At 43.0% G+C, this 13,949-nt stretch carries 13 protein-coding genes; 5 read left to right on the forward strand and 8 right to left on the reverse strand.

The features are described from left to right. Positions 1-88 precede the first annotated feature (88 nt). Entirely contained in the window at positions 89-1,213 is a 1,125-nt protein-coding gene (hisB, locus tag B5X68_RS17665) for a bifunctional histidinol-phosphatase/imidazoleglycerol-phosphate dehydratase HisB (RefSeq protein ID WP_082216066.1), read from the reverse strand. A gap of 169 nt (positions 1,214-1,382) precedes the next feature. On the opposite strand from hisB, the gene B5X68_RS17670 reads away from it, so the two are divergent. The 4 genes from B5X68_RS17670 (at position 1,383) to B5X68_RS17685 (ending at position 4,998) form a co-directional block, all read left to right on the forward strand. Continuing rightward, positions 1,383-1,976 carry a riboflavin synthase gene (locus tag B5X68_RS17670; protein WP_082216067.1) on the forward strand — a complete coding sequence of 198 codons (594 nt, stop codon included), beginning with the start codon at positions 1,383-1,385 and terminating at the stop codon, positions 1,974-1,976. A 66-nt stretch (positions 1,977-2,042) separates the two neighbouring features. Continuing rightward, positions 2,043-2,840 carry a PASTA domain-containing protein gene (locus tag B5X68_RS17675; protein ID WP_082216068.1) on the forward strand — a complete coding sequence of 266 codons (798 nt, stop codon included), beginning with the start codon at positions 2,043-2,045 and terminating at the stop codon, positions 2,838-2,840. After that, positions 2,815-4,674, forward strand: coding sequence for a T9SS type A sorting domain-containing protein (locus tag B5X68_RS17680; RefSeq protein ID WP_082216069.1), 1,860 nt, complete (start codon positions 2,815-2,817; stop codon positions 4,672-4,674). The genes B5X68_RS17675 and B5X68_RS17680 overlap by 26 nt, the downstream gene beginning before the upstream one ends. 27 nt (positions 4,675-4,701) lie before the next feature. Further along, on the forward strand, positions 4,702-4,998 hold the full coding sequence (locus B5X68_RS17685) for a rhodanese-like domain-containing protein (RefSeq protein ID WP_082216070.1): 297 nt from the start codon (positions 4,702-4,704) through the stop codon (positions 4,996-4,998). An 8-nt stretch (positions 4,999-5,006) separates the two neighbouring features. Here B5X68_RS17685 and miaA read toward each other — a convergent pair whose 3' ends face one another. Next, positions 5,007-5,936 (reverse strand): tRNA (adenosine(37)-N6)-dimethylallyltransferase MiaA, encoded by a 930-nt coding sequence (gene miaA, locus B5X68_RS17690; protein ID WP_082216071.1) that lies wholly within the window; start codon positions 5,934-5,936, stop codon positions 5,007-5,009. A gap of 261 nt (positions 5,937-6,197) precedes the next feature. Here miaA and B5X68_RS28650 point away from each other — a divergent pair, with 261 nt between their 5' ends. Next, positions 6,198-6,827, forward strand: a complete 630-nt coding sequence (locus B5X68_RS28650) for a hypothetical protein (protein WP_141110329.1) — start codon at positions 6,198-6,200, stop codon at positions 6,825-6,827. A gap of 66 nt (positions 6,828-6,893) precedes the next feature. Here B5X68_RS28650 and porN read toward each other — a convergent pair whose 3' ends face one another. The 6 genes from porN to B5X68_RS17730 all read right to left on the reverse strand — a co-directional run bounded on the left by porN (position 6,894) and on the right by B5X68_RS17730 (position 13,938). Further along, positions 6,894-7,961, reverse strand: coding sequence for a type IX secretion system ring subunit PorN/GldN (porN, locus tag B5X68_RS17705; protein ID WP_170916673.1), 1,068 nt, complete (start codon positions 7,959-7,961; stop codon positions 6,894-6,896). Between the two features lie 37 nt (positions 7,962-7,998). Beyond that, positions 7,999-9,591, reverse strand: coding sequence for a type IX secretion system motor protein PorM/GldM (gene porM / locus B5X68_RS17710; RefSeq protein WP_082216074.1), 1,593 nt, complete (start codon positions 9,589-9,591; stop codon positions 7,999-8,001). 97 nt (positions 9,592-9,688) lie between these two features. Further along, positions 9,689-10,504 carry a type IX secretion system motor protein PorL/GldL gene (porL, locus tag B5X68_RS17715; RefSeq protein ID WP_082216075.1) on the reverse strand — a complete coding sequence of 272 codons (816 nt, stop codon included), beginning with the start codon at positions 10,502-10,504 and terminating at the stop codon, positions 9,689-9,691. 117 nt (positions 10,505-10,621) lie between these two features. Further along, positions 10,622-11,695: a T9SS ring complex lipoprotein PorK/GldK gene (gene porK, locus B5X68_RS17720; RefSeq protein ID WP_082216076.1), complete on the reverse strand. Its 1,074-nt coding sequence runs from the start codon at positions 11,693-11,695 to the stop codon at positions 10,622-10,624. Between the two features lie 350 nt (positions 11,696-12,045). Next, the gene (locus B5X68_RS17725) at positions 12,046-13,023 is read right to left on the reverse strand and encodes a PorP/SprF family type IX secretion system membrane protein (RefSeq protein ID WP_082216077.1); all 978 of its coding nucleotides are present in this window, start codon (positions 13,021-13,023) and stop codon (positions 12,046-12,048) included. Between the two features lie 132 nt (positions 13,024-13,155). Then, complete coding sequence (locus tag B5X68_RS17730; RefSeq protein WP_082216078.1) at positions 13,156-13,938, reverse strand: uroporphyrinogen-III synthase; 783 nt, start codon at positions 13,936-13,938, stop codon at positions 13,156-13,158. Positions 13,939-13,949 lie beyond the last annotated feature (11 nt).

Below are 13,949 nucleotides of genomic sequence, written 5' to 3' on the forward strand. Positions count from 1 at the left end.
TCATTTCCATAAAAAAGCAATTAATACACTACTTAACGTTAACAAAATTAACTAAAAAATGTCTTAGCCAGTTCAATTAATCGAAAAATTAAAGGACTCCTTTGGTCGAAGGCATGAAATCCAGTGCCTTCAAATCACGTCTGACGGCCATTTTTATTGCCTTCGCGAAGGCTTTAAATATCGATTCGATCTTATGGTGCTCATTGTCACCGCTTACCTGAATATTTAAATTAGATAGCGAGGTGTCCGAAAAAGATTTAAAAAAGTGAAAAAACATTTCCGTAGGCATTTCACCAATCTTCTCTCTTTTAAACTCTGCATCCCAGACAATCCACGGTCGACCGGAGAAATCAATGGCAACCTGAGCCAGCGCTTCGTCCATAGGAAGCAGGAACCCGTATCTGCTGATGCCGCGCTTATCGCCGATCGCCTGTCGGTAAGCTTCGCCCAATGCCAGTGCAGTGTCTTCGATGGTGTGGTGTTCATCAATGTGCAGGTCGCCTTCGACGTGAATGGTGAGGTCAGCGCCTGAATGTCTTGCGAGTTGGTCCAACATATGATCGAAAAATCCGAGGCCCGTATGAATGTCGGATCGGCCGCTTCCGTCGAGGTTCAGCTCAACTCTTATCTGCGTTTCCTTAGTATTACGTTCTACGTATGCTTTTCTGGCCGGCAACTTCAAATGTTCATAAATCGCGTCCCAGTCCCTTGAAATGAAGCTGGTAACCTCATTCATTTTGTCAGACAAACCTGTTTCAGGTTTTTGGTCTAAAAATAAAATAGCCTTAGCACCCAAATTTACAGCCAATTGGACATCTGTAAGCCTGTCGCCGATCACGTAACTGTTTGCCAGATCATATTCTTCCGAAAAATATTCGGTAAGCATTCCAATGCCTGGTTTGCGGGTTGCGAGATTGTCTTCGGGGAAGCTACGGTCCACATGAATATTGGCAAAATGGATATTTTCTCCCGCCAGAGTCTGCAACATTTTGTTTTGTGCAGGCCAGAATGTTGGTTCAGGGAATGAATCTGTTCCCAAGCCGTCCTGATTTGTCACCATTACCAGCTCGAAATCAGTTTCTTCTGCAATTTTGCGCAGGGCGGATATCGCTTTTGGTAAAAATTCGAGTTTTTCTAACGAGTCTACCTGAAAATCTGTGGGAGGTTCAACGATGATCGTTCCGTCCCGATCAATAAATAAGACTTTTTTCATTAATGGTTATAAAAGATATGTAGGCAAAGCGCTTGCTGGTTTCCCGCGTTCCTGCAAAGTTCGCAAACTATGTGGATTTGAAAAGATTTACCCACAGCAATAGCACCTTTTGTACAGAAAAGAGTAATGATAAATTGTAACTTTGTATCTTAAAATTTCGACTAAGATAATGTTTACAGGAATAGTAGAATCCGTTGCAACGCTTTTAAAAGTAGATTCCGAAGGCACCAATAAAACTTTTTCGTTTCAATCCCCGATTGCGAACGAACTCAAAATAGATCAGAGTGTAAATCATAATGGGGTTTGCCTTACTGTGGTGGCTGTGGAAGGCGACACCTATCAAGTGACCGCCATTGAAGAAACATTGATCAAGACAAACCTGGGCGACCTGGCGGTGAAAGATAAAATTAATTTAGAACGCTGTATGCCAGCGAATGGTCGTTTTGACGGGCACATTGTGCAAGGGCATGTGGACCAAACGGGCGTGTGCACGGCCATCGAAGAACGTGACGGAAGCTGGCTTTTTGATTTTGAATATGATGCTTCGACCGGAAACCTAACCGTTGAAAAAGGCTCTATATGTATCAATGGTGTGAGTCTCACCGTTTTTAACTCTGAAACGAATGCATTCCGGGTTGCTATCATTCCTTATACTTATGAATTTACCAATTTTCATAGCCTGAAAGCAGGTGACCGGGTCAATCTTGAATTTGATATCCTCGGTAAATACATTAAAAGAATTCTGGGCTCTTATACAATGTAGTATATTGGCATCCTGAAATATTACGTTTATTTTTACCCGTCTATACATTTCGAGCATTCATAATACATGGCCAAAATAAGTACACAGTCCAGAACGGATCTTTTTATACACATCGGAATTATAGTCTCATTGCTTTTGGTTCTTTTCCTGGGTTTCTTTTTCGTTTATCTGCCATTCACGACCAATCATGGGGAGGCCGTGACAATCCCGGATTTAAAGAAAAAGAATGTGGCGGAACTCGAAGAATTTCTCGAAAGCCGCGATCTGCGCTATGAGGTGGATTGTACTTTCGTGGCCAATGTTCCTCCGCTGACCATTATTTCACAATATCCGTTGCCGGGTGCCAAGGTAAAAGAAGGCCGCAAAATATATGTTACTGTCTCCTCACGCACAGCTCCGTTGATTAAAATGCCTAAGCTGACGGATATGACGCATCGCAGCGCGCAAATGTTGCTAAAAAGCGTAGGATTGGAAGAAGGAAATATTTCATATGTGCCTGATATGGCGCAAAATGCGGTTTTGAAGCAAATGTACAACGGTAAGGAGATTTTGCCGGGACAAGCCATTGCGAAAGGCTCAAAAATAGATCTTGAATTGGGTGAGGGGCTTGGTACTGCGCAATTTGAAGCTCCTTCTGTTTTGGGCTTACCATTGGATGAGGCCAAAATCGCGCTGATCGGCGCCGGGCTGAAAGTAGGCCAGCAAATGGAGATTCCGGCAGAAGAAGGACAAGCAGCAGGAACGGTGGTCAGGCAAAATCCGGACGCTGGAAATAATGTAAGAATAGGAGATGTAATCGATCTCTGGATCACACCACAGGCAGTTGAATCAACTGGGAATGAGAATATATTACCGGAACAGTAAAGTTTATTTTTATAATAAAAAACGTATAATTCTGACATTGCTGTTCGCGCTTTTTCAGTGTCAGTTGCTATATGCCCAGTTAAGGCTCGTTCCGATTAGCGGTTATTACAATGATGAAGAAGCCGAAACGCAAAGCACATTGCGCACGGAAGCGACATTAAACCTGCCGTTTTTTGATGATTTTTCTACTACGAAGACGGCAAATCCAGATACCAAAAACTGGCTTCCCGGAAGTGGCGTTTACATTAACAACACGCTTTCCAATTCACATCCATCACTGAATATCGCCACTTTCGATGGTTTAAACGGGACCGGAACGCCCTATAATCTTGTAAATCCGCTTACCCAAAATTTTACAGACACATTAACTTCACAACCGATCAATCTTGCTGGCAAAAAAGCCGCTGATTCGCTTTACATTAGTTTTCACTGGATGGCGAAAGGTTTGGGAGAGATGCCCGATTCAAGTGACTATTTTCAACTGGAATTTTTTAGCAAGACCAATGGCTGGGTTACAGCCTGGCAACAGGTTGGCTACAAGCTGGACACGGTTTATAAAATGCAGTTTGTAAAGATTGCTGATCCGGGTTACTTCCATGATGCGTTTCAGTTCAGATTCCGTGCATATGGACGCAATTCTGGCTATTACGACACCTGGCATCTGGATTACGTTTATTTAAATGCAAAACGATCGGTAAAGCAGCCATACATTTTTGATGTTGCTGTGCGCAAAGCTGTTTCGCCATTTTTTAAAAAATATACTGCCATGCCGCTCAGACAATATCAAGCTAACCCGCAGGCTGCACTTTCTGATTCTGTGAAAACAGATGTGGTAAACAACTTCAACAACTTCAACATATTAACCAGCACATTTACGATCAGGGAAGCGGGCAGGGGCACTGAAATGTTCCGAAATGTGCAAAGGTCAATTTATGTAGAAGCACTGAAATCCAAGTCTTTGCAGATCCGAACTTCGCCTTTAACCATTAGCAGCAATCTGGATAGTTTAAAACTGATCACCAAATTTGTTGTGACCACAACGGACACTATTCCCGGTGTTAATTTGAAGACAAATGATTCTATCACTTCGAGAGTGGACCTAACCGATTATTATGCCTACGATGACGGCAGCGCAGAGTATGGCGTGCAGGTTAATCAAAAGCTGGGTCGTGTGGCTGTGCAATTCGCACTTGCAAAGCCGGACACGATCGGAGGGATCAGGCTGGCGATGGTGCAGTTCAATAAAGACATTTCAGGGCAGGGGTTTACGATACAGATTTTTGATAATAAAAATGGCAAGCCGGACAGGGTCATTGCGCAAAGATCTGTTGGGGCCCGTTACCCCGCGCAGCGCAACGGCTTTATTGATTATGCATTCAGCACGCCTGTTGCTGTTCCGGATACATTTTACGTCGGCTGGCTACAACTCAACGAGCAGCCGGTTACTGTTGGATTTGACAGGAATTCTATGCTTGGCATGAATGCCGTCTTTTATAATTTGGGAACTGAGTGGGCTAAGGAAACGGCGCTGAATGGCAGTATTATGATTCGTCCTTATCTCGGAAAGAAAGCTGCGGGCGTGGTTACCGGAAATGAGCTGGTCGACATCGCCGGAAGTCATTTTTTTCCAAACCCGAATAAAGGAATTATTAATTGGGATAATGCGTCTCTAAAACGAATTGAAATATATTCCATACAAGGATATCTTGTTAAGACTATTGTGCCGGAAAAGGGTCAGCGTTCTGCCGAAGTTCATGTAGACGAAGGAATTTATATTGTGAAATCGTCTGACGGGAAACGATCATTCACTCAAAAAATGTTATTTGTCCAATAACTTTATCAATCACAAAAAGTAGAAAATATGGATATTACCGTGGAAGAACTGAAAGAACGTCTTGAAAAAGGGGAAGACCTGCATTTTTATGACGTTCGGGAAGAACACGAATACGAAGAAGATAACCTGGGCGCAAAGCTGATCCCGCTTGCAGAATTACCGGATCATCTGGATGAACTGGAACCTTTGAAAGACGAGGAAATCATCATTCATTGCCGTTCAGGCGCCAGAAGTGGAAAAGCAGCCCGTTTTTTGGAGTCGCAGGGTTTTAATAATGTCAGAAACGTGTTAGGCGGAATTCTTGCCTATCGCGAGTTGGAATAAAATACTTCTTACTGATCCGCATTGTCATGAATCCTGGCCTGAATGTAGGCCAGGATTTTTTCGTACTCATCGGCCTGGAACCATTCGAAATTACCCTGATGACGAAACCAGGTCAGCTGTCGCTTCGCATATCGCCGTGAATTCTGTTTCAGAAGCCTGATCATTTCCTTTTCGTCATATTGGTCGTCTAAGAAGCCATAAACTTCTTTATAACCCACGGTTTGCAGCGCATGGTGTGCTCTGTAAGGAAGTAAGTCTTTCGCCTCGGCAACGAGCCCGTTTCCCAGCATAATATCCATTCGAAGATCGATCCGGCTATACAATTCCGAGCGATCCCGGTCGAGCGCTATCATTATTTGTTCAAAGGGCCGTTTTTGCGTTTTTTTTAAATGATAGTGCGAGATTGGAGTGCCGGTTGTATAAAAAACTTCCAATGCCCTGACTACGCGTTGCGGATTGTTGATTTCAGGGGTCGAGGCAAATGTTGGATCGATGTCACGGATTTCGGCTTGTAAAACATCCAGCCCTTTTTCATTTAGCTTTTCAGTCAACGATTCTCTAAGGCCCGGCAAAGGCGCAGGAAGCTCATCCAGGCCCTCTGAAACTGCTTTTACGTAAAATCCCGAACCTCCTGTCATTACGACGTAATCGTGGGCCTTAAAAAGCGTCTCTAACAGTTTTAGAACGTCACGCTCGAAGTCACCCGCGCTATAAATCTCCGAAATGGAATGCGAATTGACAAAATGATGGTTCACATGCGCAAGCTCCTCATTCGTGGGCTTAGCTGTGCCAATGTTCAGCTCCCTGAAAAATTGCCGGGAATCCGCAGATATGATTTCTGTGTTGAGCGCTTTGGCTATCTGTATGGATAACGCAGTCTTTCCAACCGCGGTAGGCCCGGCAATGATGATTAGGTATTTCTTTTGTCTTTCAGACATTCCGCGCTTTTCTTTCAAATTTATTTCGTCGCGAAATTACATATCAGAGATTTCAACACACTACTTTTTCTCATATTTAAGGTGCCGCTCAGTGCAGGCTTTTTAATCTTTTGGCAGCAAGAAGGATTAGTAAATTTTTTTGCATAATTTATGGGAAAAACGCCCTTGTTCTCGTCAAATTGGAATTGGCCAGCGTACTAACTCTTAAAGTTTTCTTCTAATTTCTAAACATTATCAATTCACATTTTAACCATTAACATTATGTTCAAAAAATTATTACTATTTGCCTGGATCGGATCGATGGCTTTTCTGGTTGGTTGCGAGGGCGAGCAGGGTGAAGTAGGACCAAAAGGTGATGCAGGTGTTGCCGGACCAGCTGGACCAGCAGGCCCTGCGGGACCAGCTGGTGAAGATGGAACAGGCTCGGGTGGGGGAGCCATTATAATATCTGCTGGTGCTGTTAAAACAGATACTTCCGGAAGCTTTAGCCTTGGTTATAACGATTTGACACCAGCTGAGGACAGCCTTTTCCAATCTTCTGCGATATTAGTTTATATCAAATCACAAAATGTATATTGGCCGTTGCCTGGGGTAGTTGCTTTCGGATCTGGTGCCACTAGCGCAGTGAGTGAATTTACTTTTGTGCATGGAATTCAGGAAAGCACATTTTTCGTCGATATATTTCAAAGAGGATGGTCTGAGGAGAATGTTCCTAATGCACCTGACAGATCTTTTCAAGATGTACGTGTTGTAATCATCCCAGGCATCATGGCCGGCAGAATGGACGCGGAGATTCTTAAAAGCTACGAGAGAACTATTGCGGCATTGGGCCTGACGGAAGACAAAACGAGGTTGTCGAAGCCGCTGAAATTTAAAATTGGCAGGAGATAGGAATAGTATGGACACAAAAAAGGTTATCCAATGCGGATAACCTTTTTTTGTGGAATAGATTTGAGATTAATATTCCCAAAGTCCATGTTCCAATTCCATTAACTCCTGCTCGTAGTTCAGAGACTTGATAAGTGCTTCTTTTTCTCCGTTGTAAATGTCCAAAAATGCTTTGTCATTCGCATTGGAAAACTTTGTGATACGGCCATAGAAAAGGCGTAGATCGAAAGCATCAGCAAGGTTCTTATTTTGAGCTGTATTATGCGTATTGTACCAGATATATTTCTTAGGATCACTTCTGAAAAGTCTTTCCACATCTTTATAGCGGAATGAAGCAACTGGCAATTCCAGACCAGTAGCAGTTTGTTCTGATGGAAGAATGATCGTCAATGTTTGAATGTCATTGTACAAACGTGATCTCTTCTTGTCAAAAGTCCAATCTTCCTTAACTTCAAGGATGCTTAACTGATCAGGGAAATATTCTTCCTCGGTAGATGCAACCTGCGTTTGAAAGCTGCTGTCAACTTTTGGTTGCTCAACAACAGGCGGCTCTTCCTTCGCTACCTCAGTTTTTGCACCTTTTTTTGTTGACTTTTTCTTTGGAGGACCCCAGCCATCATCTTCTGCTGCTGCTTCCGGCTTGGTTTCTTTTTTTGTATTGCCCCATCCATCGTCAGCTGTTGCAGCCGCGGTTTTAGTGGGATCAGCCTTTGGCTTAGCACCCCAGCCGTCTTCCGTTTTTGCTGGCTCACCAAAACCAGCTGCTATTTCTTCAGCAGATAAGCCAGCCGTTTGATTAGGAATTAATATACGCTTGTGTAATTCGTCAGCATCAATTTTTGTTGCGCATGAGTCATTGGTATAAGCGTCAATCAAACCTGCCTTTGCAGCTTCCAGCAAGTAACGTGTGATCTCATTGTTTTTTGAGAACATAGAAACATTTTGTTTCTCTTTCAGATCGACCCTTCTCCAAAGCGTCCTTTTCATCAAAATGTCGCCATCTGCAATCGGGCGTGATGAAAACTGGTTAGCAGTGGAATCTTCCTTTTCCTGAGCAAAGGCGGCGCCTGTACCCAATGACAAAGAAAGTAATGACCATGCAATCGTTTTTCCGTTCATTCTTCTCATAACATACATAAAGTGTATTGTCCAATCAACGATTAAAATTGATGAATTAGTATAGCGGAACAGTTCTGTACTGATTACCCATCTCAACTTCGTTTACAGCGCCTTTGAAATTCTGACGCTCTACTTTAAGGATTGTAATCACATAACGATCACCAGGTTGTGCTTGTTGCGCGAGTGACGATATTGATCCGCCTCCTCCGTTCAAAGTAACACCACCGATGCGCCTGTTTGACCTTGCCAACGAAATTTCAACTTGTGAAACTCTGAATTTCGCATCTTCTGGAGAGAAATTTTTAAAACTCTCATCCGGAATGGCAATAACCTGAATGCTACGTGCTCCCGATGCCGGTGCTCCTTTACGCTCATCATAAACGGCACCGTTTACCCTAACTTCTAGCGAAGGTTTTGGCACCTTGTTTACTCTAAACGGCTCAGAACCTAAAACGTTTCCGGCATTGCTCACTGTAATATTGAGTTGCGCTTTGTTTGGAACGATTGTGAACTTTCCTTTTTGTCCGCTTTGGATAATTTCTCCACCGTCGGTCGAGAAGCTAGGCGCCCAAAGTGGTCCTAATGCAGGGCTTTGAATGCTTAATTTGTTTGCACAACCCAGATACAATGGAGGAAGTGTTCCTGTTTCAATCTGGTAGGAAGGCTTCACAACGAAGTATTCCTGATTCATGCTATAAGTTGTATCTTTTCCGGAAGGAGTAGGAATCGTAATGCGGGCCTGCAATTCTTTCCGAACTACACCTTCCGCATTATAACCGCCACCCTGAGCAGTAAATTCAATCATACCCACGCCATTCTCAACTTTCACAGGGGAACCGTTCAGGCTCATGCGAGGTGTGATACCCGAAGCAGAGGCAGCGATGAACATTTGTCCCTTGAATTTTGTACCAGCCACAACGGTTTTCGCATCAGCGCTGACCATTGCAAGAACACGGTCGAATTTGACGTCAGCAGCACCAACCTTACTAGCCAGGTAATTCAAAACTTCACCTTCCATACGGCGAATATCTGTTTGTTTCTGGCTTAAAACTGCCAATGCAGCTGCAACAGGTGTTGACTCAAAATTGAGCTCAGCAAAATCCTTATTTCTTTGTTCTTTATTTGCCTTAACACTAGGATCGTCGCGTCCGTCCATGGCCAGCATCTGGAATTTGTTCGGAGACAATCCATTTAACTTAGCCGTGTATGAATTCAACGTTTCTTTCAAGCCGTAAGCTTTTCCTTTTTTTCCTTGCGCAATCATCAATTCAGCAACTTTGGCTTCTTCCTGAGGGTTTTTAATTCCACCTTCCTCATTGAGTCCGCCACCCGCTTTGGTGATGATCTCTTGCTTTAATGAATTGATCTCGTTGGTAATGTCAGCAGTGAATTTGCGAACCTCTTCTGCTTGTTTGATTACCGCAACGTCAGCCGACCGGTTTCCGGCCTTTTCAACGGCTGCTTTAATTTTAAGTACAGTTTCCTGGTTTATTTTATTAGCTGCTCCGGAGGATAGTTCCAAAGAATTGTTCAGAAGAATGAATTTTTCTATGATGGCTGAGCTCACCTGCAATGCAAGCATTGCAGTAAGTACCAGGTACATCATGCCAATCATCTTTTGACGGGGTGTTTCTTTTCCACCTGCCATATTGTTCAGTAATCAGTTATCAGTGATTGAATAATTTATTGATAACAAACAATTAATAACTCTCAGAAGGATTTACTATATGCTTGCTAAACTGATATTATGCATTACCACCACGCATGGCAGTCAGCATATTACCATAAATGCCATTCAGAGACGAAATATTTGTCGTCAGTTTGGACATTTCATTTTTAAACACTTGTGATTCTTTGGTAGCATCAGCCATGTTTTCCATCGCAGCTGTAAGGTTACCGTAGAATGCGTTCATCGCTTTCAAATGCTTCGTTGTATCCTGCAATTCAAGCTCATAAACCGCATTAAGCGCGCCCATGTTCTTGGTAATCTGCTGAAACTGCTCACGATATGATTGGGCATCCTTGGTAGCATCGGCCATAGAACTCATCGCGCTAATGGCAACACCGTAAGATTTGTTCATATCATTAATCGCAGTTGACGCACTTTTCACATTTCTTGCGTAATCATTAGTAGCAACAGTTGCATCGGTCAGATCGCTGATTTTGCCAACTGTTTCAGACAAGTTTCTGAAACCTTTTCCAAGGCTATCGAAAACCTCAGGTCCCAGTTTAGCATTGTCGAGCATGTTGTCCAACTTAGCAGTAACGCCACTTGAAGATGTCGAGCCACGTGTAATCGCAGGACCATTGTAATCGTCTGCAAGTTCAGGGTAAACGCGGGTCCAGTCCGGATCGCGGTCAGAAGATTGTGTTAGTGTTTGAAGTGCATAAAGTAAAAATATAAGTACCTCAGTACCCAATCCGGCAGTTAGTAAAGGGCCGCCGAAATCCCAGTGTTGAATCTTTGCTAACGCTCCCAAAATAACAACGGCAGCACCTGCGCTATATATTGTTGGTACCAGTTTATCCCAAAAAAAATTAGGTCCGCTATTCTTAGCCATACTTATTGAAATCAGTTACAGTGAAAAAATTAGATATTGATATAGAAAAGTGTTTTGAGCAGGTCGTAAAAAAGAAGCAGTGTTCAAAACGCTGCTTCTTTTTCGAAGAGATTCTATTTAGCGACGGCGTGCGCGTGCACCACCACGGTCATTAACATTGTCCATTACGCAGCGGAAGCCGATGAAAGCACGACGTTCTGTTTCATATTCGAAAGTTCTCGTGCCGGTTTGTAAGTAGTAAGCGATATCTTTCCATGAACCGCCTTTAACCACTTTCCGGGGTTCATCAGGATTATTGTATTCCGGGTTCATATCCCAAACAATTGCAGTTGCATTATCCGTGTAAGCATCTGAAGTCCATTCAGCTACGTTACCAGCCATATTGTAAAGTCCGAAGTCATTTGGATTATAAGCATTAGCTGGTCCGGTGTAAGGATAGCCATCCGCATCATAATTTCCGCGTTGAGGCTTGAAGTTCGCAAGGAAACATCCCTTTGCATTCATGGTGTAAGGATTACCCCAAGGATATTTTGCTACTGCACGTCCACCTCTTGCTGCCCATTCCCATTCTGCTTCTGTTGGCAAACGGAACCCTGTTGAATTGAACTGACCTTCCTTGTTTTGGAAGTCATGCAACAGGTTAGTACGCCATTTCGAAAAATACTCAGCGCCGGTCCAGCTCACTCCCACAACGGGATAAGTATCAAATCCCGGGTGCTGATAGTAATATTCTACAAAAGGATCGCCATTTGAATAAGCAAAATCTTTCTTCCAAACGGTTGTATCAGGATAGTATTTGGACATAATTTCTTCTTCTCCTAAAACCGAAACCGAGTCAACCAGCAAGGCATTTACAAACTGGCGATATTCGTTGTTTGTGATTTCAGTGTCATCCATAAAGAATGAACTGATCGTAACACGCCGGTTCATGTTGTTCATTGAGGAAGCTATATCTTCATCGGCCTGGCCCATTACAAAAGAGCCTGATGGGATAACCACCATTCCTGCCGGAGTTGTTTGCTTGAAACCTTTACGGGCTGTTGCTGTAATTTCCCCGTTTTGAATACCGCTTTCTTCTTGTCCTCCCTTGCCAAACTTACTTTTAATAAATCCGCAACTTTGCATGAGCATAAGAGCGGCTACCAAAAGCAGGCTTTTGACTCCATCCCGATAGAACACTTTCACATTCATAGTGGTTTTGTAAAATTTGAATAATAAAATGTTAGCCTAAAAACGTCGACTGGTGATATATAGTATACTTGAAATAAAAACTAAAATAACAATCTCATGCTCAGCAGGAATCTGGGAGAAATCATATTGTGGAACTCCCGTATCCATCACAAAGCCCGCATTTATCGAGTTAACGTAAGAATAAGATAAATGGTATAAGGCAAGATTATTTTACAAATATAAATTAAAGTTTTGCAAACTGATTAATAACAATTACCTACTGGTTTACAAAAACCGTTTAATAAATGGTCAATTGCATGTTTTTTTAATAATTTCCGGATCCCATAGTACTATATACGGAGCATTACAGCTTAGAATCTGAAACGCGGTGTCCGGATGATAGTCTTCTTGCCAAACTTAGGAGATGGTAATGCATAGGACAACATTACTTCGAAAGATGACGGCGCTTTGGAATCATTTCCTCCCAACACAAGATCATACGCTCCCGAGAGTCTGAGCGATTGATCCGGCAGCAAATAAATCCCACCCATTATGATAAAATAAGTGTCCTGCTGTCTGTAAGTTCCTCCAATCCAATATCGCTTATTGTAGGTAACGGTTGCTCCCCCCTCAGCTGAAAACGTGCTGATATCCGACTTTAAAAGAACAATAGGCTGTATATCAAGTAAGTAACCCAGTTCGATATTAACACCAGCATTGAAATACAATGTTTTAGGCAACGGATTAGTCGCCGTTGTAGATCCCAACTGATATTTCGGCTCTAAAAGATGGTTTAAGGAAAGCCCTGCGTAGAATGTTTCATTTTCAAATCGTGCGCCAACAGAAAAATCGGGATTTATTTCCGAAATATTGCCGGTTGGAATCAAAGGATCGTCGGGGTCCTGATATCTTAATTTACTGTAATCAATGGATTGTCTGAACAAGCCTGCACTCGCCCCAACCTGGAAATTTCCTCCAAAAGCGGGAATGCGGTAAGCTGCGGATACTTTGAAGTCCTGGTCTGTGCGCGGACCACTGCGATCATTCAATGCGTAAAAGCCTATCCCGAAGTTCTTAATAGGCATACTGAATGCAAAAAGCTGTGTGGAAAGTGCGCCGCCTTCATCTGAAATATTGGTTCCCTGGTAACCCGCATATTGGGTTCTGTGCGTAAGCTGGAATTTAGTAAGTCCGTCTGCGCCAGCAGCTGCGGGATTAAGATATAACTGGTTAAGAGAAAATAAGCTGAATTGTGCGTCTTTCTGAGCCATCGCACCCGTGGTGGTCAGGAGTATTATTGCAAGCAGCCGGTTGTATTTAATACTTCGAATAATAAACGTCAAAGTCATGCCTGTGGGTTTGGTTAAGGAACACGCCGGGAGTTTTCGGATTGTATTTATAACGCATATTGCTTAAAAAAATTGATAAAATAACAAAAAAGCCCCGGAAATTTTCCGGGGCTTTTTTGAAGGAAAAACGACTCAAACATTGTTCGCTTGCCTGATATAAAGGTCGAGCGCGCCGGTCATGGATGGGGCATTTGGCAATGGCGCCTGAATGTCCAGAAAAAGACCTGCATCGGTCACTGCTTTTGCCGTTGTCGGGCCGAAAGCGGCAATGCGCGTGGAGTTCTGTTTAAAATCCGGGAAGTTATCGTACAACGACTTTATCCCCGACGGGCTGAAAAATGCGATGATATCGTAGTAGACATCTTCCAGATCAGACAGGTCAGCAGAGCCGGTCTGATACATTGTCGCTTCAACGAAGTGGAATTCTTCTGTATCAGCAAACTCCGGGATGTCATTTTTACGAACGTCCGAGCACGGATAAAGGAACTTCTCTTTCTTATGTTTCCGCATCAGCTCGATCAGTTCGGCAGCTGTTTTGGTGCCTGTAAAGATTTTCCGCTTACGGATCACAATGTATTTCTGAAGATAATTGGCAGTCTGTTCCGAAATGCAGAAATATTTCATAGTCGCCGGCACCTCAACTCTTCCCTCATTACAAATCCGGAAGAAATGATCAATAGCGTTACGGCTAGTAAAAATAACCGCAGTATGATCCAGAATGTTGATTTTTTGTTTGCGAAACTCTTTATAAGAAACTCCGTCAATTTGTATGAACGGCCTGAAATCTACTTTAATATTATATTTTTTGGCCAATTCATAGTAAGGTGAATTCTCGTCGGCTGGTCTGGATTGACTAACTAAAAGGCTGGTTACTTTTTTAAGCCGCTCCTGATCAAAATTGATGGTATCACTCATGTATAATCCTC

It is taken from the genome of Dyadobacter psychrophilus, assembly GCF_900167945.1.
Classification (GTDB): Bacteria; Bacteroidota; Bacteroidia; order Cytophagales; family Spirosomataceae; genus Dyadobacter; species Dyadobacter psychrophilus.